Source organism: Phycicoccus sp. DTK01, from assembly GCF_017312765.1.
In the GTDB taxonomy this organism is placed as follows: Bacteria; Actinomycetota; Actinomycetes; order Actinomycetales; family Dermatophilaceae; genus Phycicoccus; species Phycicoccus jejuensis.
Map to the genome: position 1 here is coordinate 37389 of NZ_BOPU01000013.1, position 23878 is coordinate 61266.

Annotated in this window: 22 protein-coding genes and 1 pseudogene; 7 read left to right on the plus strand and 16 right to left on the minus strand. The window is 67.7% G+C overall.

Annotated elements, in window-relative coordinates; translation table 11 throughout:
- Nucleotides 1-445 precede the first annotated feature (445 nt).
- From J3473_RS18395 to J3473_RS18405, 3 genes are all read left to right on the plus strand, one after another.
- Nucleotides 446-1333: a hypothetical protein gene (locus J3473_RS18395; RefSeq protein ID WP_207025267.1), complete on the plus strand. Its 888-nt coding sequence runs from the start codon at nt 446-448 to the stop codon at nt 1331-1333.
- A gap of 29 nt (nt 1334-1362) precedes the next feature.
- Nucleotides 1363-1620 carry a hypothetical protein gene (locus tag J3473_RS18400; protein ID WP_207025268.1) on the plus strand — a complete coding sequence of 86 codons (258 nt, stop codon included), beginning with the start codon at nt 1363-1365 and terminating at the stop codon, nt 1618-1620.
- A 139-nt stretch (nt 1621-1759) separates the two neighbouring features.
- Nucleotides 1760-2086 (plus strand): Lsr2 family protein, encoded by a 327-nt coding sequence (locus J3473_RS18405; protein WP_207025269.1) that lies wholly within the window; start codon nt 1760-1762, stop codon nt 2084-2086.
- Nucleotides 2087-2106: 20 nt separating this feature from the next.
- Here the strand turns inward: J3473_RS18405 and J3473_RS18410 are convergent, their stop codons facing one another.
- Genes J3473_RS18410 through J3473_RS18460 form a run of 11 tightly spaced genes read right to left on the minus strand, consistent with a single transcriptional unit; the run spans nt 2107 to nt 12154 of the window.
- Nucleotides 2107-5307, minus strand: a complete 3201-nt coding sequence (locus J3473_RS18410; protein WP_207025270.1) for a LysM peptidoglycan-binding domain-containing protein — start codon at nt 5305-5307, stop codon at nt 2107-2109.
- Entirely contained in the window at nt 5304-5696 is a 393-nt protein-coding gene (locus J3473_RS18415) for a pilus assembly protein TadG-related protein (RefSeq protein WP_207025271.1), read from the minus strand. Before J3473_RS18415 ends, J3473_RS18410 begins: the two co-directional genes overlap by 4 nt.
- 29 nt (nt 5697-5725) lie before the next feature.
- Nucleotides 5726-6163 (minus strand): TadE family protein, encoded by a 438-nt coding sequence (locus J3473_RS18420; protein ID WP_207025272.1) that lies wholly within the window; start codon nt 6161-6163, stop codon nt 5726-5728.
- Entirely contained in the window at nt 6160-6555 is a 396-nt protein-coding gene (locus tag J3473_RS18425; protein WP_242525960.1) for a TadE family protein, read from the minus strand. Before J3473_RS18425 ends, J3473_RS18420 begins: the two co-directional genes overlap by 4 nt.
- A gap of 5 nt (nt 6556-6560) precedes the next feature.
- Entirely contained in the window at nt 6561-6758 is a 198-nt protein-coding gene (locus J3473_RS18430; protein ID WP_207025273.1) for a hypothetical protein, read from the minus strand.
- A gap of 50 nt (nt 6759-6808) precedes the next feature.
- Nucleotides 6809-7729, minus strand: a complete 921-nt coding sequence (locus J3473_RS18435) for a type II secretion system F family protein (RefSeq protein ID WP_207025274.1) — start codon at nt 7727-7729, stop codon at nt 6809-6811.
- Nucleotides 7726-8586 (minus strand): type II secretion system F family protein, encoded by an 861-nt coding sequence (locus tag J3473_RS18440; protein WP_207025275.1) that lies wholly within the window; start codon nt 8584-8586, stop codon nt 7726-7728. The genes J3473_RS18435 and J3473_RS18440 overlap by 4 nt, the downstream gene beginning before the upstream one ends.
- Complete coding sequence (locus J3473_RS18445) at nt 8583-10115, minus strand: CpaF family protein (protein ID WP_207025276.1); 1533 nt, start codon at nt 10113-10115, stop codon at nt 8583-8585. Before J3473_RS18445 ends, J3473_RS18440 begins: the two co-directional genes overlap by 4 nt.
- Nucleotides 10112-10921 (minus strand): hypothetical protein, encoded by an 810-nt coding sequence (locus J3473_RS18450; RefSeq protein WP_207025277.1) that lies wholly within the window; start codon nt 10919-10921, stop codon nt 10112-10114. Before J3473_RS18450 ends, J3473_RS18445 begins: the two co-directional genes overlap by 4 nt.
- Nucleotides 10921-11604 carry an SAF domain-containing protein gene (locus J3473_RS18455; RefSeq protein WP_207025278.1) on the minus strand — a complete coding sequence of 228 codons (684 nt, stop codon included), beginning with the start codon at nt 11602-11604 and terminating at the stop codon, nt 10921-10923. The genes J3473_RS18450 and J3473_RS18455 overlap by 1 nt, the downstream gene beginning before the upstream one ends.
- Before the next feature lie 28 nt (nt 11605-11632).
- Nucleotides 11633-12154, minus strand: a complete 522-nt coding sequence (locus J3473_RS18460) for a hypothetical protein (protein ID WP_207025279.1) — start codon at nt 12152-12154, stop codon at nt 11633-11635.
- A 1578-nt stretch (nt 12155-13732) separates the two neighbouring features.
- Here J3473_RS18460 and J3473_RS18465 point away from each other — a divergent pair.
- Together J3473_RS18465 and J3473_RS18470 are read left to right on the plus strand one after the other, a co-directional pair.
- Complete coding sequence (locus tag J3473_RS18465) at nt 13733-16138, plus strand: hypothetical protein (RefSeq protein ID WP_207025280.1); 2406 nt, start codon at nt 13733-13735, stop codon at nt 16136-16138.
- 255 nt (nt 16139-16393) lie between these two features.
- Nucleotides 16394-17707: a helix-turn-helix domain-containing protein gene (locus J3473_RS18470; protein ID WP_207025281.1), complete on the plus strand. Its 1314-nt coding sequence runs from the start codon at nt 16394-16396 to the stop codon at nt 17705-17707.
- Between the two features lie 1906 nt (nt 17708-19613).
- Here the strand turns inward: J3473_RS18470 and J3473_RS18475 are convergent.
- On the minus strand, nt 19614-20435 hold the full coding sequence (locus J3473_RS18475; RefSeq protein ID WP_207025282.1) for a GIY-YIG nuclease family protein: 822 nt from the start codon (nt 20433-20435) through the stop codon (nt 19614-19616).
- Between the two features lie 322 nt (nt 20436-20757).
- On the opposite strand from J3473_RS18475, the gene J3473_RS18480 reads away from it, so the two are divergent.
- Nucleotides 20758-20946: a hypothetical protein gene (locus J3473_RS18480; RefSeq protein ID WP_207025283.1), complete on the plus strand. Its 189-nt coding sequence runs from the start codon at nt 20758-20760 to the stop codon at nt 20944-20946.
- 154 nt (nt 20947-21100) lie between these two features.
- Here the strand turns inward: J3473_RS18480 and J3473_RS18485 are convergent, their stop codons facing one another.
- The 4 genes and pseudogenes from J3473_RS18485 to J3473_RS18500 all read right to left on the minus strand — a co-directional run bounded on the left by J3473_RS18485 (nt 21101) and on the right by J3473_RS18500 (nt 23387).
- Nucleotides 21101-21448, minus strand: a complete 348-nt coding sequence (locus J3473_RS18485; RefSeq protein WP_242525961.1) for an integrase core domain-containing protein — start codon at nt 21446-21448, stop codon at nt 21101-21103.
- Nucleotides 21449-21492: 44 nt separating this feature from the next.
- Nucleotides 21493-21972, minus strand: a pseudogene (locus tag J3473_RS19825) (IS3 family transposase); the annotation flags it as partial.
- Entirely contained in the window at nt 21950-22258 is a 309-nt protein-coding gene (locus J3473_RS19830; protein WP_207025285.1) for a transposase, read from the minus strand. The gene J3473_RS19830 and the pseudogene J3473_RS19825, both read right to left, overlap by 23 nt.
- Before the next feature lie 187 nt (nt 22259-22445).
- The gene (locus J3473_RS18500) at nt 22446-23387 is read right to left on the minus strand and encodes a GlxA family transcriptional regulator (RefSeq protein ID WP_207025286.1); all 942 of its coding nucleotides are present in this window, start codon (nt 23385-23387) and stop codon (nt 22446-22448) included.
- Between the two features lie 108 nt (nt 23388-23495).
- Here J3473_RS18500 and J3473_RS18505 point away from each other — a divergent pair, with 108 nt between their 5' ends.
- Entirely contained in the window at nt 23496-23807 is a 312-nt protein-coding gene (locus J3473_RS18505; RefSeq protein WP_207025287.1) for a putative quinol monooxygenase, read from the plus strand.
- Nucleotides 23808-23878 lie beyond the last annotated feature (71 nt).

Below are 23878 nucleotides of genomic sequence, written 5' to 3' on the forward strand. Positions count from 1 at the left end.
CGCTCCTTCCGTCGGTCATCGACGGCGACACCGTGGCGGGACTGCGTCCCCGACCTCGTACCCGGGAACGCCGCACTGGACGGCGCCAGCGTTTCGGCGCTCCTGGGTACAAGACCGTGACCTGCACCGATGCCCGTACCTGAAGTCGTGCCGTGCTCTTGCTCGACTGCGCGAATCCCCCAGGAACCGCGGCTCCTAGGGGCGTGCCGCGGAGACCGTGGCCAAGTGACGGCTTCGTCACTAGGCTGCGCGCGTGTGGTGGCCGGAAGGCGTTGACCCTCGCTTCGACGAGCGTGAGTTCGCGACAGACCCGCTGTATGCGCGGGTCCTCGAGTTGTGGCCCCTGGTCATCCGGGCCTCGTGGGCGGTGTGGGGTCTGGGGCGGCGGCGCACCCCCCGCGGGGACGTCCTCGTCGTCGCTGTCGACGCCCGCGTCGATCCCCGCTTGACCGGCGAGGTCGAGCAGGCGTACTCCGGTGCCCGGCGACCGCTCGACCGGTCGATCGAACTGCTACGCCGCACGCTGCTGCGAGATGCATCCGGTGCGTCGCACCGTCTTCCGTGGGACCTCGTCAGTTCCGTACATCGCACGGCTGGCTGGAGCAGCCCCCTGCGTGAGCTCGACGGGCTCCTTCCTCCTAGCGAGGGAGTCGAGCTCATCTTCCTTCCACCGCCCCGCCCGGTCGCGGCGTTCCGCATCGGTCCCGAGAACTCCGGACGCCAGGCGCTGGGCACGGTCGGCCCACGGCTCGTCTGCGACGAGCGCGGCCCGCTGGTGCTCACCGCCGGGCACGTCTTCCCCGGCCTCTCTCCGGGCCAGCAGGCGGAGGCGCGCATCTTCGGTCCGGGACTGATGCGGCTGCGCGAGATCGGCTCGGCGCGCGTGGAGTACAGCACGGAGTCGGTTGGGCCGGAGCCCGGGTACGACTACGCGCTGGCCGCCTCCTCCGTCAGCGTCTTGCACGTCGCGGCGGTCGACCGCACGGTCGGTCCGCCCCACGTTCCCACCGAGCGGCAGTGCACCATCCGGCGAGGCAGGGGCGCGAGCCGTCCCGGGTTCATCACCGACACGGTGCTCGACCTCGTGCGTGGCCGTGAGGTCGCGGGCACCTCGTGGGCCCGGTGCTGGCTGGTCACCGGGCGCGGCGGCTTCGCCGCCGAGGAGGGCGACTCCGGCTCCGCCGTGGTCCTCGACGACGGAGCCCTGCTCGGGCACCTCGTCGCCGTGACGGGGTGGCCATTCGGGCGTCCGGAGATGGGGCTGGTCCAGGACGCCTGGTCGGTCCTACAGCACGCCCACTACGCGTTCTGTCCATGTCTGCGGTTCTGCTGACGGCGACGCGCCGTCCCGAAGGAGGAGCCATGCTTCAGCTCATCACCGCGACCCTGCTCATCGCCGGGGTCATCCTGATTGGCGTCGGTGCGTACCTGACCGTTCGGCAAGCACCGGTCACCGGGTCGAAGGCGGCCGAGGGGATGACCGGGCTGGTCAAGGCCCTCGCCCAGCTGGCCGAGGCGCTCAAGGGCTACCCAGCCGGCCTGGTGATGATCTTCCTCGGCGTGCTCCTGCTGCTGGCCTCCGCGATCGCCGGCACGGTCGGCGCCGCGGTCACGTCATGACCGGCAGCGCTCGGACCACCTGGCCCCGCCGCGGCCCCGCCGCTGACCATCGCCAGGTGGACCGGATCCTGGCTCTCCGGGTGGTGATGCCACACTCCCCTCGACGCCGCCGCCCCCATCCGCGCAAGGAGACACTCTGATGGCTCGCCGCACCGTGACGATCCTCTCCGACGACCTAGACGGGAAGGAGACCGGTGACATCCAGACCGTCTCCTTCGCCTACAACGGCACCTCCTACGAGATCGACCTGTCGAAGAAGAACCGGAAGTCCTTCGACCAGGCCCTGGCGCCCTACCTCGACGCGGCCCGCAAGGCCCCCGCACCGCGAGGCAGCCGGCGCTCCTCGACGCGAGCCGCGACCGTCACCAGCGCAGACCGCGAATGGCTGCGCGCCAACGGCTTCCCCGACGTGAAGGACCGTGGTCGCCTCTCGCAGGCCGCGACGCAAGCCCTCGCCGACCGCTGAGGGGCGCGGCCGCACTGAGCTCAGCTCGCGGCGCTGCCCCGCCCCGTCCAGCCGCGTCGGCGCAGCACCTCATCTGTCCGCTCGGGTAGGTCGGTCGGGACCTCCTCCTCGCCCGCGTCGACGACCGCGGACAGGAACGCCGCCCGGGTCCGGGCGTCGCCGCGGGCGTCCGCCGCTGCCGCCAGATCGAGCAGCGGGATGTGCTCGTCCGGGGCGGCCAGGTGCGCCGTGCGGGCCGCCTCCTCCGCCACCTCGAGGTCACCCTCCTGCAGGGCGCGCGTGACCACCAGGTGCGCGACGTCGACCACCGCGCACGTCAGGTGCTGGTCGAGGCGGTCGCCGTCGTAGAGCCAGCTCCACGCTCCCGGGCGGAGCCGGCTGAACGGCTCGCCGGTCACCAGCTGCAGGGCGCGTACGAGGTCCGTGATGCCGTCGGCGCCTCGCGCCTGGCCTCGGGCGCGCAGGCGACGGAAGAGGTCGGCGTCGACGAGCACGTCCTGCACCTCGTAGACCGGCACCCCCCGGACCTGAGCGGAAGCGGCCAGCCGCGCGTCGGGCAGGTGCGGCTCCCCGGTGCGCGGGTTGGTCCCCAGCCAGTCGCGCACGATCCCGGCGTAGACCCGGGCCTTGGTCGCCGAGACCGAGAAGGTGTCCGCCAGCTCCTCCGGCGTCGCGCCGTGCGGCCGGGTGGCCAGGAAGGTCAGCACCGAGGTCATGTACGCCTTGCGCTCGGTCAGGGCCCGCCCGCGCGTGCGTGCCCGGACCGGGCCGAGCAGGGTCAACCGCGGCAGCGGGCAGTCGTCGCTGAACCACGCGGCCAGGTCGTCCTCGAGATCAGGGTCGGCCTCGGTCACCCGGGTCGTGGTCTCGGGTGGCACCCCGGGAGCCAGAGCGTCCAGGTCCTCGGGCTGGACGGCGCCGACCTCCAGGTAGGCCGCGTCGCGGTCGGGGAGCACGGTGCTCGCCTCGGCGCCCTCCCGCCCGGTCACGAGCTCGGCACGCAGGGCACCGGCGGTGTCGGTGAGCGAGCGCCAGCCGTCGGTGACCGTGTCGTCAGTCGGGACGGGTGCGTCGTCCAGACCCTTGCCGGCGGCAAGGAGCGCTGCGCACCCCTGGGCCTCGTCGGGAGTGAGGCCCACCGCGACCAGGTCGAGGCCGGCACCGGGGACCAGGACCCGCCCCGTGTCGGTCAGCTCGATGCTCACGCGCGACCGGGCCTCGCACGACGGGCCGACCAGCACCAGCGAGGTCGCGGTCGCACCGGTGTTCTGCTCCAACAGCTCCCAGAGGACCGTGGCGTCCTTCGGCGGAGCTGCGTCGCAGGCCACGAGCGCGAGGCGCGCCGACCACGCCTCGGGGCCGGCCACCCGGGCGCGGGCGGTCGCGCCGTCGAGCCCCTCCCTGTGGGCGCGGTCCGCGGTCGTCACCGCGTGCGCGATGCTCTCCTGCAGAGCGTCGGTGCCGTCAGCAGGTCGGGCCCGCAGCCGGTCCGGGTTGAGGGCCACGACCTCGGCCGCGATGCCCACGCAGTCCATCCGGACGGTCTCCGACCACGGGTTGCAGGCGATCTCGGCGGCGAGGTAGCGGGCGTAGTCGGCGGCGTAGAGCGGGTCGCCGGTCAGGGCGATCGTGAGGTCCTCGAGGTTGTACAACCAGAGGGCGCCGGCGTCGCTCGTGCCGACGGTGACCAGGAGTGGGTAGGGCGCGGGCTGGTCCGGGCGCAGGTCGCCGACGTCCGCGGGCACACGCCCGGCCGGGAACCGCCACCGGATGGCTCCTTGCGCGTCCTGCCAGGGTGGCGGGAGCTCGCACGGGGCGTCGAGGTGCAGCACCGTCCCCCCACTGTCGAGCTCCACGGCGGCCAGGGCCGGCATCGTCGCCCCCCGGTCGACCTGGGTGCTCGCGAGGTGCCTCAGGAGCAGGTCGAGCGCCTCGACGTCGAGTTGCTGCGCCTGGCCGAGCGTCGTCAACGTCTTCTCGACCGGGACCAGCTCAGGCGGGGGAGGCGTCAGCGTCCGGCCCGGGCGGCGGTGCCGTGACTGCGCAGCGTGACGCCGGCGGCGGAGGATCCAGAGGGACCCGGCGAGCAGCCCTCCCCCGCTCAGGCCGGCCAGCAGCCAGGGTGATCTCGTCCCCTCGCCGACCTCGAGCGTGCGGTCGTGAGCCGCTGACCGCGCGAGGCCCGACGTGGCGCTAGGGGCTGGGGACGTCGTGGGCCCGAGTTCGGATCCACGCGCGGATGGTGATTCGGCCACACCTGTGTCGGACGGCTGCTCGTCGGGCGTCATGGGTTGCGCGGTCGGGGGGTTCCGGGGCGCGTCCTGTGTCTGGCGTGGCGACCCGTGCGACCGAGACTCGGTGGAGGGCAGGGTCAGGACCCAGCCGGGCCGGATGATGTCCGGGTCCTGCAGTCGCTCGCCGTCCGGCTGGATCGTCGCGGTCGACGCGTCGTAGATGCCCGGCCAGCGCTCGCTGTCGCCGAGCAGGTCCTGCGCGATGCTCGAGAGGCTCTCGCCGGGTCGCACTCGGTGGCTCGCGGAGTCCCGGACGACTGTTCTGTCGGAGGGCAGGTGCAGGACGGTGCCTGTCCACAGCGTGTGGTCCGGTCCGTGGGTGCGTCCTGGGTTGAGCGCCTCGATCTCGGTCCACCGCGCGCCGTCCCCCAGCTCGGTCTCGGCGATCGACCAGAGGGACTCGCCGCGGGCGACCGTGTGCGAGTGGGTTCTTCCCTCGGGCTGGAGGGCACCGGCGGACCCTGTCGACGGCGGTGCCTGTGGGGCGGCGGTGGTCGTCACGGTGTCGAGCACGTCTGCAGCGACGGCGCTGACGGGTGCGGCGGCGGCCGTCCCCGGAGTGGTGGTGACCAGCAGGACGACAGCGCCGACGAGGCTGTGCGCCACGGACTGTGGCAGGCCCAGCCCCGGCAGCGAGGGCACCCGGGTGTCGCGGACGCGGGCTGCGACCTCGAGGGCGATGCTCAGGGTGACCACGACCCACGCCGCCCACGCCACCACCCCGAGCCCCGCCAACGCGAGCGCCCCGCTGTCCGGCGCGGAGAGGAACGTTGCGAGGCCGTCGAGGTCGGTCACCGGAAGGGCGGTGGGGACGGCACCGACGGCGACCAGGGCCACCGGGAGGCCGCCGACGACGGCGAGGATGCCGAGTGCGGCGAGCAGACCCACCATCCGCGATGCCGCTCTGGTCTGACCGTGAGCACTCATCGCTCTACTCCTTCCACGGACCGGGTGACGCGGGCGGTGCCGCGGCCGGACACGGGCAGATCGTCCAGGCCGACGATGCCGAGGAAGAGGGTGCGGTAGGTGTCCCTGGCCTCGACGTGGATCGTGGTCCCGTCGGTGACCCGGACCGTGCCGGTGACCCCCGCCGCGGACAAGACGGTCCGGGCGGCTCGCGCCGCGCGGGTCGTGTCGGTCCTGGCCGTGGCGCCGCGGACGGCAGCGGCGGTGTCGAGCTGCTCCCCGCCGGCGCGGGCTGCCTGTGCGGCGACGGCGCGCAGCTGCTGCTGGGCGCGGACCTGCCCGCCGAGGTCGACCGCCAGGCCGACGAGGATGACCATGGCGACGCTCAGGATGGCCAACCAGATGCTCACCGAGCCGTCCTCGGCCTGTGCACGCCGGGTCATCGCCGCTCCCGGAAGGTGTCGATCGGCGAGTGGGCCGTCGCGGTGACCGTGCGGGAGCCAGGGATGCCCGGGACGGCCAGGTCCGCCAGGGGGACGCGGCAGGACACGGTGACCGTGACTGTCGCGGGTGTGCCGGGGCGGGAGCGGAACCCTGTGGTGTCGGCGGTGATGCGGGGTGCGCCGCACTCGAGGTGCTGGCTGGCGACGGACGAGGCTGCGGCGGAGGTCGCTGCCCGGTCGGCGCTGGTCTGGGTGCGGGCGATGGACGCGACCCGCGCCGCGTCGGACGCGGCGGACTGCACCGCCTGGTGCGCGATGGCCAGGCGCCCTCCGACGATGACGAGCCCGACGAACAGCATGAACGCCGGGACCCCGATGGCGGCCTCGAGCGTGGCCGACCCCCGGTCCTTCGCCGTCCTCGGCCTCGTGGTCATGACGTGATCCGCTCGACCGGCAGGGACGCGGACTGCGTGACCCGCGGATGCCAGCCGGGGATGACGCTGAGAGAGAGACCCGTCACCGTCACGGTCGAGGTGGTCGTGCTCCGGTGGCCGTGCACCGTGCTGTGGCTTATGGCGTCACCGGCCGTGTCCGCGAGGAAGTCTCGTGCCGCCCGGACCCCCGCCGTGACGGTGCCGCGTTCCGCGCTCGTGGCGCGGGCGCCCTCCTGAGCGGCGGCCAGCGCCAGCGTGCGGGCGTGGTACACCAGGGCCGCCTGCAGCCCGAGGAACATGACGGCGAACAGGGCGGGCATGAGCACGACCATCTGGACCGAGGTGGACCCTCGCTCGAGACGGTGCGGGCGCTCGCGCCGGCGGATGGCCACGGGGGCTACTTGATCTTGGCGGCCTCGGAGGTGACGTAGCCCTTGATGGCGACGACGACGATCCCGACGATCGCGATGAGGGCGACGGCCCAGAGGACCTGCTCGATGGTGACCGAGCCGCGCTCGCGGCGGCGGTCTCGGGGGCGGAGGGTGTCGACGGCGAGAAGGCCGAGGAGGTGGAGGGTGACGGCGAGTCGTGTCATGGGAGGTTCCTTTGTGGACGGGAGGGTCGGACTGGTTGGCGGTGGCGGGGTCAGGAGGGTCCTCCCATCACGCGCAGGAGGGCGGGGGCGACGAGGATCGCGAGGAAGATGACGCCGAGCAGGCTCATGGGGATGGTCATGCGTTCGGCGACCTCGTTGGCCGCGGCCTTCTCCGCGGTCAGCAGGGCGGTGCGCAGGCCGGCGGCTCGGGCGCGGAGGTTGGTGTAGACCTGCGAGCCCTCCTCCCCGGACAGGCGCATGATGTCGGCCAGGTCGTCGAGCTCGGGCAGGCCCAGCTCGGTGGCGAGGGCGTGCAGGGCCTCCCACGGCGTCAGCCCGGACCAGCGGGTGCGGGCGAGCTCCTCGGCGAGCCGGGTGAAGACCCACGAGTCGCCGACGGCGGCGGCGGACTCCATCGCCTGACGGGGCCCGGCGCCGGCCAGTCGTTCGAGCGCCACGAGGTCGATGTAGGCGCTCAGGGCGCGGGTGAACTCCCTGCGGGCGCGGCGTGCGTCGTCGTGGACGTTGTAGTTGGGCAGCCAGAACATCACGGCGGCCAGAACGAGGCTGGCGGCGGCCGGGAGGTAGAGGGGCAGGCCGGCGCCGAGGGTGTTGAACAGGACCGTCAGGGTCGGCGGGATCGCGAGTGCGAGCAGCGCGAAGGTCACCTTCTCGCCGTAGAAGCGGGAGACGGGTCGCCGCAGGAGCGCCAGGTCCCGGGTCGGGACGGGCCCCCACACCCGGCTCGGCAGGGCGGTCATCCCCCACCGGCCCAGGCGGTCGGTCAGGTCGGCGGCGTCGGGGTGCGCGGCGGCGGGCGGGGTGCGCAGGTGCTGGTGGGGTGAGAGCCGGTCGAGGGCGTCGCGCAGGTCGGGGTGGGTCGGTGTCAGCGCCCAGAGCAGTCCCGCCACGCCGAGCCCGGTCAGGCAGCCGGCCGCGATCACCAGCTGGAGCGTGGTGGGGCTCGTCATGGCTGCTCCGCGGTGGCGGGTCGCCCGACGAAGCGGGTCGGCGGGGTGCCGGTGGCCATCCGGCGCATCCACACCAGGGTGCTCACGTACAGCGCCAGGAGCGCGACGAGCAGCAGCTGCCCGGGGCCGGAACGGTAGGGGGCGACGTACTCGCCGGTGACGGCCAGGACCGTCAGGACGCCGATGGTGATGAGGGTGACCCAGCGGGCCGTCGCCCGCGGTTTGGCGCGGTCGGCCTCGACCTCGCGGCGGGCGCGGACGTCAGCGGCGACGGACTCCGCGAGCGCGTCGAGGACACTCGCCAGGCCGGCGCCGCGGCGCCGGGCGGCCAGCAGCAGGTTGGCGGCGATGACGTCCCCGGTCGCGTCGTCGAGGTCGTCGGCCAGGGCCCGGATCGCGTGCTCGGTGCTCCAGCGCGCCCGCAGGCGGGAGGCGAGGCGGGTGATCTCTGGTCTGATCGGTTCGGGCGCGGAGCGCAGGGTTGCGACGAGGGCCTGCTCCAGCCCGGCGCCGGAGGTCAGGACCCCGGCGAGGGAGCGGGTCCACTCCTCCATCGCCTCCAGGCGGGCGATGGACGTCCCGGCGGTCGGGGCGGACAGCAGGATCGGGAGGCCGGCGAGCGCCGCTGGGGCGACGAGGAGCGCGACCCACCACCCGGTCACCACGGCCACGATCATCCCGACGGTCAGACCCGTGCCGGTGAGGAGCAGGGTGCGTCGACTCACCTGCGGGGCCCGGTGGCGCCACCGTCGCCGTGTGGGACGTGGGAGCGGGGTGGAACGTCGCAGGCCGGCGATCATGCCGAGCAGCCCGGCGACGACCAGGGCTCCGGCGAGGGCGGGCACGACGGGGGTCACGGCGTCACCGTGCCGGTGCGGTAGTAGCCCTCGAGGTCGAACCCGTAGGAGGCCAGGTCGCGGTAGTCGTCGTCGAGGACGTAGGGCGTGGCCTCGCGCTGTCCGGGCAGGGTGCGGAAGGCGTGCTGGATGGCGTATCCGGTGCCCTGCTCGCCGGGAGTGAGGGTGGCGATCTCCGAGACCCAGCGTCGGCGCTGCCATGTGCCGTCCGGGCTCGGGGTGGTCTCCAGGTGCACGTAGACAACGACGTCGATCGCGGCCGCGATCGCGCGGACGGCGTAGTCGTGCGTGACGTGCGGCCCGGCCTCCATCGCGCACGTGACGAGCTTGGCGATCGCGCCCTCCGCGGAGCGGGCGTGCGTGGTCGAGATGGAACCGGCCCCGGACTCCATCGCCTTGAGCATCGCGAGGATCTCGTGGCCGCGGACCTCGCCAACGATCTGGCGGGAGAGGTTGAAGCGGAACGAGTCGAACAGGGCCTCGGCGAGGGTGAACTCGCCGGCGGCCCGGCCGTCGGCGCCGCGCTCCCCCGACCCGGGTCGGGCCTCCCACGCAACGACGATCGGGTGCACGTCCGGCAGCTCGTGCAGGTGCAGCTCGTACTCGGTCTCGAAGGTGCCGATGGCCTCGTGCGATGGGATCTCCGCGCACAGGGCTCGCACCAAGGTGGTCTTGCCGGCGCCCTGTGCTCCGGCGACGACGATCGAGCGGCGCGACTTCACGGCAGCCGAGAGGAACGAAGCCGTCACCGGTGACATCGCTCCGAGCCTCACGAGATCGGACAACGTAACGCGGCGCAGCCGGTGCCGCCGGATGACGACCGAGGGGCGAGGGGTGACCCAGGCCGCCGCCGCCAGGCGGGCCCCGCCATCCAGGCGCAGGTGCAGCCGCGGCTGCGCCTCGGAGAACGGCCGTGCGTTCGCCTCGCTGCGCGAGGCGAGGAAGACCAGGAAGTCGATCAGCTCGGCGTCGCTGTCCGCCACCGGCGGACCGGCCACGAGCCGCCCGTCGGTCAGCTCGAGCGTCACCCGGTCGTAGCCGGTGATGAGGATGTTCTCCACCGTGTCGTCATCCACCAGCGGCTGCAGCCGGCCCAACCCGAACAACGCGTTCTCGACCGCCGTGGCCATCAGCGCCCGCTCGGTGCCGGACCAGGCGGGTGTTCCGGCCGTCACCCGCTCGGCGGTCTCCGCCTCGAGCAGGTCCTCAATGATGGCCCGCCCGCTCTTGCGTTGCGCGCTCCCGTCGAGGTGAGTGTGGTTCTGACCGAGGGTCGCCGCCAACCGGTCTGACGCCTGCTGGCGCAGCGCCGCGACGACGCCCCAGTCAAGCTCCCCGGTGAAGGGCGCCGGCGAGGGGTGCGAGGCCACCAGCGAGACCGGGACAGTGGCCGCGGGCTGCCTTCCCCGCTGCGCGAGCGAGAAGGCGCCACGGACCCGCCCGGCGTGAGGGAAAACTTGCGCGGTGGGGGCGAACAGGGGCAGGTCGCTCGGGTCCTGGCCCGTCGCCTCGTGCGGTTCCGCGCTCATGCTCGGCTCCTAGTGAGCGCCCCTGCGCTCGCTGCTTGGCCTGTCAGGTCGTCCTTTGCGCGGGCGACACTGGCGCGGAGGCTCTCGCCCGCTCGTTGAAGAGATCTCACAAAGCCGGACGTCTCGAACCGACGCGGACGCGGCTCACCACGGGAGAAGACAGCTGCGGCCTTCTCGTCCCACGCCAGCGACGTGGTCACAGGACGTTCCAGCACCTTCGCGATCTCACGGGCCGAGTAGGGCCGCCCCTCCCCCACTGCCACCAAGGACAGTGCCCGCGCATCGCCTCGCGCCTCGAACTGACCGGCCAAGGTCGAGCACCACGATCTCGCCGCGGCCAGGGCCACCAGGTCGGTGCGCAGGATCAGCAGGCACGCATCCGCGGCCGCGAGCAGAGGCTCGGGCGAACCGGCCAAACCTAAGCGTCCCGCGTCAACGATGACGTCCTGACCGAGCGCATCCATGCGCCTCAAGGACGTCGCCAAGGGCTCCCACAGCGAGGTGAGCGCGCGGGCCTGCCCGTGCGCGCGCGTCCCGGCCACGATCGACACCTTCGATCCCGGCAGGTTCATCGCGACTGCGGGGATAGCGTCGTCCAGCCCGGAGGGGTGCAGCTCGAGCGCGAGATCGACCAGCGACGCAGTCGGCTGCACCTGACCCCGGAAGTGCCCGGCCAGCAGAGCTGAACCACCCGTGGGGTCGGCCTCCACCAGCAGCACCGGCCGCGGCCACGTCATCGCCAGCCCGAGGGCCGTCGTGGTCACTCCCGGGGACCCCGCAGCCGAGCAGAGGACGAAGACGCTCATCAACGCTCCCGAGAGTCGAGCACCACGGCGACGTTGCCGGTCGACGCACGTGCCGCCAGCGTCGCGGCATCGGCCTGCGGGACAGCGACCGTCACGATGCGCATCCCCGTCACGTCATCCGCGTCCACCGACACGACCGTGGCCGGCGTCACCGGTGGCGGCCCGTCTGACACATCACCCTGCTCACCGGGCGTCGCGACGACCCGCACCGCGTCACCCGGCTGGAGGGGCTCGCCCGGCATCGACGTCGTCGGCAGCCCGATCCCCACCAACGACATCCCGGCCGCCGGAAGCACGGCCGCTGCCACCTGAGTGCGTGACACCAACGTCCCCGCCGCGATGTCCGCCGTGGCACGCTGCCCGACGATCGCCGCGATGTCGCTCGCCGGCACCGGTCGCAGCGCCGGGTCTGCGTTGATGCTGACGGTCATCAGGTTTCCCTCGGAGATCACCGCCCCCCGCTGCACGTTGGTCCTCGCCGCGAGCACGCTCACCGTCGAGCTGGTCGCCGACCATGCCCATGCCGCCAAGAGGCCGCCGAGGCAGACGAGCGCGAAGGACGCCGCCGCGAGGAGCGGCCGTCGCCGAGCCTTCGACCCGCTCGCGATCTGGACCGGCACAACGTCGTCGCGCACAGTGAGAGGAGAAGTGTCGGCCCGCTGCGGGTCGGCGGTCGTGGTCATGGCGACCCCTTTGCCTTCGAGCTGGGTGTTACTGGTTGAGAACCTGCACCTCACCGATCGTGATGGTGGTGCTGTCGGAGAACTGCAGGGGGATGGTGCCGCTCTGCCCCAGACCCGCCCAGTCGACGTGCCAGTACGAGGTGGCGCGCACCGTATAGCGGCCCTGTCGGTCGTAGCGGTAGCCGCACGTCGGGCTGTCGTCATCGCCGAACGAGTCCCGGTAGGCGGTCCCAGGTGTCCGGCACACCACGACCTGACCGTCCCCCATGGACCAGACGACCTTGTCCACCTGCGCGGTGGCCGTCACGGAATACGCCCCGACGGCGGCGGTCTTCGTCACCGGACCCCAGGTCTCAGCGGCCTGGCTCGCGTTCCACATCCAGACTGGCAGCCCGACCAGCCCAACGGAGCCCGGCTTGCTCTCCGGGACGATCCCGATCGATACCGCACGCAGATTCATCGTGCGTACCGCTCTCGTCACCAGAACCTTCGGATCCGGTGGCGCTCCATTCGGCGGCTCCGCAAGCCAGACGAGGTAGACGACCCCCACCAAGCGAGGATCGAGCGAGCGAGTGCACTCGAAGATCTGACCATCCGTGTGTCCAGCCCAGGCTGGGTCGTCCATTGGCGGCTGCGGCGACGCGGCTCGGCAGTAGGCCTGCTCCGACTGTGACCACCAACCATCACTGCTCTGACAGGGCACCTTCTTCACCTGATCTGCCAACGCGTAGGTGCAAGAGGGCCCCTTGGGAGACGGCGATGCTCCAGTCTCATGTCCCGGGCCGCTCGGCTGTCCAGGCCCTTCGATGACGATCAAGCACTCCCCACTCCCCGGATCTGGGGTAGATCCCGGGGGACATGAAATGGGGGCTGCCTGCGCAGCAGCAGGGACAATGGCCAAGCCTGCGAACGTGAGGGCAGCTAGGCAGGCGGCTCTCACTCCACCACTCAGCACGACGACCCCTTGAGAGTGTCCCGGACCACAATGTAGGTCCCTGAGGATGCCTTCACCGAGTACGAGAAGCGTTGCTCGTCAAGGCGATTCGGATTTACTTGCGAACGTCCGAGATCGTCCAAGAAATCGATGCTGCTGACATCCACGCAGGCGGAGACCACGTACGAACCGTCCGTTGGGCCATCAACCCGAAACTCCCGCAGCGTTGCGGATCCCGTTTGGTGCCACCCCTTCTCTCTGTAGGTGAGTAAGGCGACTCTCCGTTGCTGGAACGCTTGGTCGCTCGCCACTGCTCTGAGCTGGTCGATGGACCGAGCGGGGTTCGCAGCCAACTCATCGAGCAGGGCCCAATAACGCACGATCGCCTCAGAGGCGAGCCGTTGAGCGGTTGGGTTCCCAGTTTCCGACGGTGGCGGCGATGACGTCGACGACGTGCTCGGAACCGTACTGCTAGTGGGAGCAAATGTTGACGGCGCCGGGCTAGCAGTGCCACTTTCGCAAGCCGTCATTCCCAAGGACATGAGCGCGACGCCAGCCACGCTGACCGCGCTTCGAGCACCAACCTTGATCCATGCCATCGGCCCCTCCGACGTGCTACCGCCTCATTGCTGGGGTGGTCCCATCACGATGGCACGGATAGGGCGCGCCGTCACTGCCTGCCGAGGCCTGTGGATAACTCGTTCAGGTGTGCACAGGGATCGCCGCAAGGCACGGTGACCGCTACAGGGTGCTGCGACGCGCCGGTGACTCCTCTCCAGCGCTGGCTCGCGACGCCACCCAATGGTCTGACGCGCAGATAGAGGGTGGTGGCATCAAGCGCGATTGCTGATCAACGGGGTCCCCCGTCCTCAACCGGGGCCTCAGCCTCGTCCGTTGCTCACTACGAGTAGGTGTCACTTGGCCCCTGCGGCCGCCCCACTCCGCCCACATAGGGCTATGCCGTGGCAGTCCGAACTCTTGCCCACATGCCGATGGTGGGATGACGTTCTCGCCGAGGGCCGTGAGCCGCTCGCGCCCAAAGGTTCGCCTCCGGAGCCCGATCTCTCTGGGACCGAGCGGGTTGCCTCGTTAGTTGCGCTCGGTTCGTCTACGTTGGCTTGCGGGGCCGGCTGGCCGGCCCAGCGGAAGTAGGCATCGGGGGTAGGAGACCCTCGAACGGCAGCGGAGGCCAATTTGACGCTCTACGACCAAGGCGCGGCGAGCCTTGATGAGCTCTGCGCAGAGGTCGAGGTCGCCAGCGAGGGCAACGAAAACGAGGCCACGACCCGGCTGAGAATCATCGACAAGCTGCTTATGGACGTGCTTGGCTGGCCGGCCGACCAGATCAACTGCGAGGAGTACCACGAGGGAGGGTTCTTGGACTATGTCGTTGGAGCCCCCCAATCGCGGCTTGTACTTGAGGCCAAGAGAACTGGGTTGCATTTTGAGGTTCCCGCCGGGACGGACTCTGGAACCCTCTCTCTGCGCCAGTTCGCCGCCTACTCACCTACGAACCAGAAGGCGGTGGACCAGGTCCTGGCCTACTGCCAACACGCCGGCATACCAATAGCCGTGTTGTGCAATGGTGTACAGATTGTCGCCTTCCTAGGTAGTCGCTCAGACGGAGTCGCGCCTCGTGAGGGTGACGCCGTCCTCTACAAGAGTCTTGCTGACGCGCGACAGATGTTTGTTGGCCTCTGGGATCAGCTCTCCCTGCCGGGCGTTGAAAGCGGGGCACTACTCCGACAGTTAGCTTCGGCGCGCACCCTGGCCGTACCTCCCGCCCCCCTGTCCGCCTCCATCCATCAGTATCCCGGATATCGAATCGGGTCTGCGATGGAGACGGACCTAAGCATCTTGGGTGACCTGTTCATCCAAGATGTGGTCAATGATGAAACCGTGACAGAGGACTTCCTTGCCAATTGTTACTGCTCCAGCGGGGCTTTGTCTCAGTATGCAGCTGTGAGTAAGGAGATTCTCAAGTCCCGCTACGCGTCCCTGCGGGACCAAGTGCAAGTCACTGATGCTCGCGGGAGGAAAGGCCCTTCAAAGGAACTCGAGAGCAGTTTGATTGCGGGCTCGCTAACCACCCGCCCGATCGTCCTACTTGGCGACGTGGGTGTCGGAAAGAGCATCTTCTTGAAGCACCTCTTCCGGTTGGAAGCGAAGGATATTCTGTCTGATACGGTCGTCTTCTATATAGACTTTCTGAAGCACTCAGGCCTCAACGTCGATGTGTCTTCTCACATAGTCGAAGCGGTGCGCCGAGAACTTGAGCGGTCCCGCTCGATCGACTTGGAGGAAGACGCTATAGTACGAGCCATCTACAATGCGGAGATCAATCGCTTCCGCAAGGGCGTAAGTGGCCCACTGCAAGTTGACGATCCTGCCGAATATCGGCGGCGGGAGATCGACATGTTGGAGTCTCATCTGCGGAAGCCACTCGAGCACGTGCGGCGAACCCTTGAGTTCCTGCGGGCCTCACGAGGTTTGAGTTTCGTAATTGCTCTAGATAACGTCGATCAGCATGATGTAGGTTTTCAGGATCGACTCTTCGTTGTGGCTCATTCCCTCGCGGCGGAGTGGCCAGCGACAGTCTTTCTGACGCTGCGTCCAGATACCTTTCATCAATCGCGACGAAGTGGGGCTTTGGCGGCGTACCAACCGCGAGTTTTCACTGTGTCGCCCCCGCGCAGCGACCTCGTTATCGCTAAGCGTCTCCAGTTCGCGGCGAAGCGTCTGAAGGAAGACGGCAGGCTACCGGGGTTCCCAGTAGGGTTGACGATTGACTCCACCACCCTTCTTGTGTACATCTCGGTCCTTACGAAAGCGTTTACCGAGAACCAGAAGCTCATCTCAGTTGTGGATAATTTAAGTTCTGGGAACGCTCGCAAGGCGCTGGACTTCATCTCCACTTTCGTAGGCAGTGGTTACGTGCAAACATCGCGCATTCTGGACCTAGCGGCCAGCGGTGCAACCTACTTTGTGCCACCTCATGAGTTCCTGCGCGCAATCCTTTTTCAGGATCATAAGTACTATGACCCAGAGACGTCCCCGGTCCCCAATCTTCTCTGGATTTCGACCCGAAGTGCTCAAGAACATTTCTTGCTGCCCGTCTTGCTGGCAACGGTGCAGCAACTTGGAAAGGGAGAACAGAATGGGTTCGTGTCCAAGTCACGCCTGTACTCCTCTATTCAGGCGCTTGGCTACGCGCCGACTGACATTGACATCCACTTCCAACGGGCGGTCGAAGCGGATTTGCTAGAGGTCTCTGACCCCGAAGACCCTCAGGCGGTTGTTCGGCCCACTGCGGCGGGGGCCTACATGTATCAGACGCTGATTTCGGACTTTGCCTATCTCGATGCAGTGGTGGTGGATACCCCGGTGCTCAATCCGGCTTTCCGGGCAAGAATCCGAGATGTGCAGCCCATCGAGGAGCGGATCGAGAGAGTGGAGATCTTTCTGGATTACCTTGATGAGTCATGGCCGTTTGGCAACGAAGCCATGACGTTCTCGTGGCCCGCTGCCCGCGCTGCCGCCGACGCCGAACTGCAACGCGTGAAGCAGGGGGCGGCTAGAGCGTCAACTCGTCGACCGTGAGAGAGCGATGACTGCGTCGTCGAGACCTGAGCCGAGGTCCGAAGGTAAGCCCACAGCCATGGGGCCATCGAATGGGCTGACCCGTCCGCTTGCGACGTTCGCACAGCAAGGCGGCAGCCCGATTCTCGAACCGGGCTTGAAGCCGAGCGAACCTACCGAGGCTGGGGTGGACGAGGTGCCCGGTTCTAGGCGGCGTGCTCACCCCCTCGTCCCTGGCAGGCGTTCCGTGTCCTCGGGTAGGAAGGGCTAGCAACAGTGGCGGAGTTCTCACGGCGACTTGAGGCGATCTTTGGCGCAGCAATTGAAAGCATCAGCCAGGCTCATGTGGAAGCCTTAGCGACCAACGCCGTTCCTGAAGCTTTTGACCTCGATTTCAAGGCTGCGCTGTACGCGAATAGCGATGAGGCCCGCCGCGCCTTGGCAGGGGACGTTGCCGCCCTCGCCAATTCTGCGGGTGGGGTCATCGTTCTGGGCGTTGGGGAAGACATTCAAGGCCGGGCAACCACTACCTCACAGGTCCAGCTCAGCGACGCTGAGGCGTCCAGGATGAGGTTAATCGTAGCTAGTAACGTCGCGCCGGTGCCGCGATTTGACATTATCCCAGTAAGTGATGGAGGCGGAACTGGCTTCTACCTTCTAGCCGTTCCACGCAGCGCGTCAGCGCCGCATGGGGTTCTAGTTAATCAAGGGCTTCGTTATCCCGTTCGCAACGGCAGCACTACGCGCTATATGTCCGAAAGCGAGGTGGCAGCGGCCTATAGCGAGCGCTTCAGAAGCGCTAGCCGTCAAGCCGATAGGGCGGAGGCGTTAATCTCGGGGGCAAAGGTCAGGCTGGCTGAGGAGCCCTCGTGGCTGGTCATGTGTCTAGTACCCGAACAGGCTGGCGCGATGGACATCACGCGCCTTGGGTTCGCCGAATTCCAACACTGGACGTCCGCCATCCCGCACCTCGGCGTGAACGATTCCCTGCACCGCCACCGGGTCGCCGCCAAACGGTTTACCGCGGATGGCGGATGGTCCTCTCCGAAGGCCAACTTCGTGTGGCTGGAGTGCCATACGGATGGAGCGGCACTGTACGCAGCGGAGGTTACAGACAGTGAGGGATCGCTCGATGTCGCCGGAACGACGTCGAGCTTGCTAGATCAGACACTGGCGGCGGTGTTGCTGTCGGGTCTACGGATACTCGCCCTTCATGCGCAGGAGAACGCGCACGTAGGAGGCCCCGCGTTACTGCGGGTTCAAGTGATACCTGCCTTTCAGGCAAACGAGCTGATTCTAAGTGCTTCTGTAGGAGGTGGCTTTATGACGCCGGCGGCGGCTGTTTCGCGCGAAGCGATGCATCCGGTGGAGGCCTCCGTGACCATCGAGGATCTATTGCGTAGAGACCGAACCCTTCTGGAAATTGCGGCCGATGTTCTCCATCAGCTTGGACAGCAGTTCGGATTGCCAGAACTCAGCATGCTGCGACGTGACGGCCAACTGAACCCTGTCGACTGGAGCACGACATGGCAGTCGTTGCTCATCGAGTGGGGGCGACGGGCTGATGTGGAAATCGTGTGGACCAGTTGAAAGGAGGGCGGCCAGCGCCCTTGTAGACGGCTGGACCGCCAGCGAGTGTCCGCCCTGCTCGCTGTCTCAACCCTAGGCCAGGCCCAGACTTCAGCTTCGGCGCCATCGGGCGACGCGCTTCCGGACCGTCCGACGCTGCTACAGGGTCCTGGCGGCAATCATCGGTCGGTTACCGGTCGCAATGACGATGGATTGAGCGCCTGTCGCAAAGGCTATCCCGCTGGTCAGCGGCTTGATGATCGGAAGCCTCGCCAAGCTCACAAGGTGGTAGAGACCCAAATCAGTCGAGGCATGAGGAAACCCCGCAACCACACGGGCTACGGGGTCCTCACGCTTCGTCACCCATTTAGAGTCCTAGGAACATCAAGATTGTAAACAGGAGCGTTGCTGCCGCAACGAGCAGCATTAGTAGGGATACAACTCTTTCGAAATGCATTGCATATATCACCTCGATTCTCTTGGAATACTTTTAATTATCCCATGAGTTTCGTCAAAAGCAGAACTTTCCGGATTGCTCAAAAATCTTCAAACTGTTGATCTACTTGGGCCCAATGACTCTCTTAATCTTTTCGACTTCGAGTTGCGGCATCCGCGGTTGTGCACTTTGAGGGCGCTGACTAATTTGACTTGCGAAGGCGCGCATGTCGCAGTCGGAGCCTCCGTGTGCGTATTGAGCGGGAGCCCTATCGGTTCCCCGTGAGCACCCCGAGCGAGGCGAGGACTATTGGGTCGGCAGCTCATAGGCCTGTCCGCACAGTCAGTGCCGTCGGCGTTGGCGCCAAGCGCGGACCTTGTTCCACGCCATCCGTCCAATCGGTGGTTCTCCATCCAAAAGGGACATGTGTTGGTCGTGCATTTCCACCATCTGCGAGAGCAGTTTCCCTTGTAAGGCCACCGCCAGCAAGTTCACGGCGACGCTCCGCCTATCGTCCTCGACTTCGGGATGCAGGCTTCTCAGGTCCAGGGGGCGCCATGGAGAGCCGAGAGAGCCCGCCAGGCGCACCAGTGTCGTATGGCCATCATTCTTGGGCTTCCTCCAATTCCAGAACGTGTAAAGGAGTGGTCCAGGACCACAGCTCCCGTAATGAACGCAGCCAGCTGCCCAGGTCCTGTAGGTGGTGTACCCCCACCCAAAGGATGACTCCGCGTAGGAGTGCGAGCGCGTGTAGGGACTATTCGCGAAGGAGGGCTCGACATCTCTACACCAGGCTGAAGCGATCGGCGTCAATCCGAGCCGAGCCTTGACGCCGCCTAGGTCGACCGCGCCCATCAGCGAAGGCCGTCGCAACAGCACTGTGAAGCCGTATACGGTCGAGTCGGATTTTACGAAGACCCGGACATGCGTCCGACGAAGATTGAAGTGGTACACCTGCATGCCACTATGGCCGGAGTCTTCTGACTCCATCTGCGCGACATGGGCAGGTTCGCAACCAAGGATTTCCTTGGCGCGCGAGAGCGTCAGCGCCCTCAGGAGTCCTTGGATCCGTAGGCGTTCATAGCGTGGCCCCGCGTGCATCGCAGGAAGGATGGCGGCCCGCCAGATATATAGCCAGGCGGCGGCGAGCAGCGAGACGGTGGTGAGTGGGTCTGCCCAACTGCCGACATTGCCTTCCAAACGGCCAACTCCTCTGCTCTGAGGAAACAGCCAAGGTCGCCTCGGCCTACGAGGGAGGCTAGGGCACCATCCGTCCTTCATTTAACGATTTCACGTCGTCACTCTGGCTTGCCGGGCGCTGGACCCGACACCTCAATGTCAAGTCTCTGAGATGCTCTCAGTGGACGGGCGACCTATCGTCGCAGCGGACAGGCCCAACCACCGAGCATGTAGCCAGCACACTCACATGCCGCGAGTCCCACGTCGCAAAGGCATCGCTCCAAGGCTGCGCTTCGAGCGTGGCTTGGCTAACTAGTTCGCGTTGAGGCCGAACTTTCGGGACAGCAACTTGTTCTTCCAGTGGGACTCGATCTGCTCGATCGTGGCATCTGGTGTGTTTTCGTCGACGACTTCGAGGACTGACACTTGGTACCGCCGGGCACCGCGGGAGGCGGCCCTTCGGAGGCCGAGGTTGCCGCCGTGGCCATTGATCGCGTACTCCATCCAGCGCCCGAACAGGCTCTCCGCGCCTTTGGCCGACCCGACGTACTGATCGCCTGACTCGAGATCGACCAAGAGGTAGATCCCCTTGACGCTGCGCAGAACTTGCTGCCAACCGTTCGGCAGCATCGGGATGTCTTCGAGCGGTCGGACGAAGTCGCGGAAGCCAGGGAAGCGGGGCTCGAACTGATCCGCGATCTCAAGGATCGCCTTGGGCTGATTTGTCGCCAGCTGGACCCAGCTGCGCGTTCCAGCACCCCATTCAATGACGAGTCGGTCGATGTACTGGCTCAGCTCCTCCCGAAGAGCGAGTTGATACCGGAAGTGGCCGGAGGTGTCGTGTTTGAGCAGGGCGTCGGTGCTGCCCGGTGGGCATCTGTCGACGCTTTCGACGCGGTAGAGCCCAACGAAGACCGTCTTCTGCGCCTCGGTCGCCACGAAGCCGGCAATGCTGCCGCCGACTCGAAACTTGTCCATGCCTTGCACGCTTTGGTAGCTCTCGAACGCGTCGCGATCGTTCCGCCAGGCCTCGTACAGCCGGCCAGGCTTCAGCCTGCTGTCTTGGTGTCTAACGAGCCGGACGCTCGCGACCTCGACGTCCTCAAGTGCCAGCAGGTCATTGAACGTCAGCAATGTCGACTTCCCTTCTGCCTCGCTGGCCCGCTTTCCAGACGCACCCGGCCTCGTTCCGACCGGGCAGCGGACGAGGGAGATGGGCCGTCCAGTCAGTCGTCGGACTGCCGACTCTCTGAAGCGTTCCCCGCGAAGTGCGTCCGGACCTTATCGGCCCGGTCCTTCGAGAGGTGCCATCGCGCGTACGGCATGGACTGCCAGCCCTGTTGGCGAAGCCACCGGCGGACGGCGCGATCAGTGATCTCGAGCTCGGCCGCCAACTGTTTGGGTGTGACATCGTCGGACACGATGCGAGCGTATCCACGACCGTCCGAGGAGTTCGATGAAACCCACCGGCAAATGCTTCTGCGGCTGTGGCCAGTCCATCAAAGGGAAGGCGTTCTTCATCGCCAGCCATGATCGCCGGGCTGAAAGCAAGGTGATCAAGGCGCGGTACGGATCGATCGCACAGTTCGTCGTGGCTCACGGCTATGGGCCCGATCACCCCAATGGCGGAGCTCCAGGTCGATGAACCGTCCGTCACGGACCGCTTCGTGATGGCGTCCGTTAAGGGTTGGGTCGGCGCCGCGATGACCGAGTCCGAACGGGTCGCTCAAGGGGCTGTGCACGCAGGCGCGAAGTGGTCGGAGCCTGACCCGGTTTCCCGGACAGTTTCGGTGTGGTGATCATGCCGCGGTGATGGCGGCGGTGTGAAGGGCTTCGTACTCGTGCGGGGACAGGGATCCGAGGGTGGAGTGCCGGCGGCGGGGGTTGTACCAGCCCTCGATCCACTCGAAGATCGCCGCGGCCAGCTCCACGCGTGAGGGCCAAGTGCGTCGGTCGAGGAGCTCGCGTTGCATGGTGGACCAGAACGACTCGATGAGGGCGTTGTCCACGCTGGAGGCGACCCGGCCCATCGACCCGAGGAGGCCGGCGTCGCGCAGCCGGTGGCCGAAGACCCACGAGGTGTACTGGGAGCCGCGGTCAGCGTGCAGGATCGCGCCCGGTGTCGGGCGGCGTTGCCAGCGGGCCATCTCCAGGGCATCGACGACGAGCTCGGTGCGGATGTGTTCGGCGATCGCCAGCCCACGACCCGCCGGGAGTAGGCGTCGATCACCGCGCAGCAGTACACCCAGCCGTCGCTGGCGCGGTGCTGGGTGATGTCGGTGAACCACACCCGATCCGGGGCGTCAGCGGTGAACACCCGCTGCACCAGGTCCTCGTGCGTGGCCGGCGCAGGGCGCTGCCCGCGCTTGCGACGGTGACACACCCCGCCCAGCCCGGCCCGGCGCATCAGCCTGGCCACGCGTTTGCGTCCCCACGCGATGCCGAGCCCGAGCCGCAGCTCGGCATGCACCCGCGGGGCGCCGTAGGTCCCCCGGGAGTCTGCGTGCACCCGCTCGATCGTGACGGCCAGCTCAGCGTCAGCCACCGCCCTCCTCGAGGGCGGCCGGGCCACGGCCTCGTAGTAGCTGGAGCGGGCGATGCCCAGCACCTCGCAGGTCACCGCGAGGGGGTACCCATCAGCGGCCAGCTCACGGGCCAGCGGGGCGCTCATTTTGGGGGCAGCACGTTCTCCTGCGCGAAGTAGGCCGAGGCACGCTTGAGGATCTCGATCTCCATCGCCTGGCGGCGGTTCTCTCTTCGCAGCCGGACCGCTCCTCGTGCTCGCTCGAGGTCAGGCCCTCGCGGCGACCGGCGTCGACGTCGTCCTTGGCCATCCAGCGGCGCAGGCACGTCTCACTGATCCCCAGGTCCTTGGCGATCGTCGCGACCGACGCACCCGGCACCCGGGTCAGCTCAACCGCTCGACGCCGGAACTCCAACGGCTTCGGTGCAGGCATCCAGACTCCTCTCCGAGACGATCATCGCCTCAGCTCAGGTGTCCGGAAAAGCGGGTCAGGCTCCCATGGCCTGTGCTGCGGGCGTGTCGGGTGGGTCGTCCAGGGGCGACGCAGGAGCGTCGACACGACGTGCTGAGAGGTGGTTCCAGTCGAGCACTAGGACACCGGCTACAGGCATGGCGATAGGTCAGGAACGGCGTCGCTCCCTACGCAGGAGGGAGCGCAGAGTCTCGGCGTTCGCGTAGCCGACCCGTAGCGCGATCTCGGCGGAGGTGAGGTTCGTGGTTGCTGAGAGGTGCCGAGCTCGTTCGATGCGAAGCCGTTGGACGAAGCCGAGCGGAGTGAGGTTGAGCGCCGCACGGACTCGTCGTTCGAGGGTGCGCCGGCTGGTGCCGAGAGACTGCGCGACGAAGGCGACGTTGAACGGTTCGTCCAGGCGGGCGCGCACGAAGCGTTCGAACTCGACGACGATCGGGTCCTCGTGCCGGAGATGTTCGTACGCGACGAAGGCCGCCTGCGACGGACGCTCGTCGATGATGAGGAGCTTGGCGACATGCTGGGCAAGGTCGGGGCTGATCGATCGCACGAGTGAGAGCGCGAGGTCGATGTGGGCGAACGCGGCGCCGGCGGTGACGAGGTTCCCGTCGACCACGACCATGGTGTCGAGATCGAGGGCGACGGTCGGATAGCGCTTCAGGAACTCCGGCCCCAGGAACCAGCTGGTCGTCGCCCGTCGATGATGCATCCGTCCGGTCTCGGCGACAGCGAACACGCCGGTGCACGCCGCGGCGATCCGGGTGGTCGCGTCGTCGAGGCGCCCGAGCGAGGCGATGACCGAACGAGCATCTCGGCTCTGGAGGGCGTCGTTGGTAGCGGCGGCCGTGAGGGTTCCAAGCGCGGGGACGACGACCACGTCGAACTCTGCGGACTCCGACAGCGGGTGGTCCACCGACAGGGTCATCGATGCCGTAGTGGTCACTCTCCGTTTCGGTCCGAGGATGGCGAGTTCGATCGGGTCGATCCGCGGGTCGACATCGCCGCGGGCTCCGTCGGCCACCCGCACGATGTCGATGACCGACGCGACAGCCGAACCGAAGCAGCCGTCGATCGCGATCAGTCCGATACGCATGGCGCGAACAATAGCAATACTGCCGTATACGCCACTTCTCACATGCCCTTGCTCGTCATACGCTGAACTCGCTACACCAAGAAACCTCGACACCTAGGAGAACCCCTCATGTCCACACCCGCATCACTTCCGTATGCCTTCGTCGCCAAGATCGTCGCGGCCGATGGACAGGACGACGCGCTTGCCGATCTGCTCGCCGGCGCTGTCGCGCTCGCCAACGAAGAAGTAGGAACGATTGTCTGGTTCGCGGTCAGGACCCACGCCGACACCTTCTGGATCTTCGATGCATTCCCCGACGAGGCCGCTCGCGACGCCCACGCCAACGGCGCCATCGTCGCAGCCCTGATGGCCAACCAGCACCTCCTCGGCGCAGCACCCGAGATCCTGGCGGCCGACGTCCTCGCGTCCAAGCTCCCGTAGTCCGCCAACGCACGAGACGATCGCGCCCCGCCGAGCCGTCGCCAGGTCGCGACGCAACGCTGCGTCGCCGA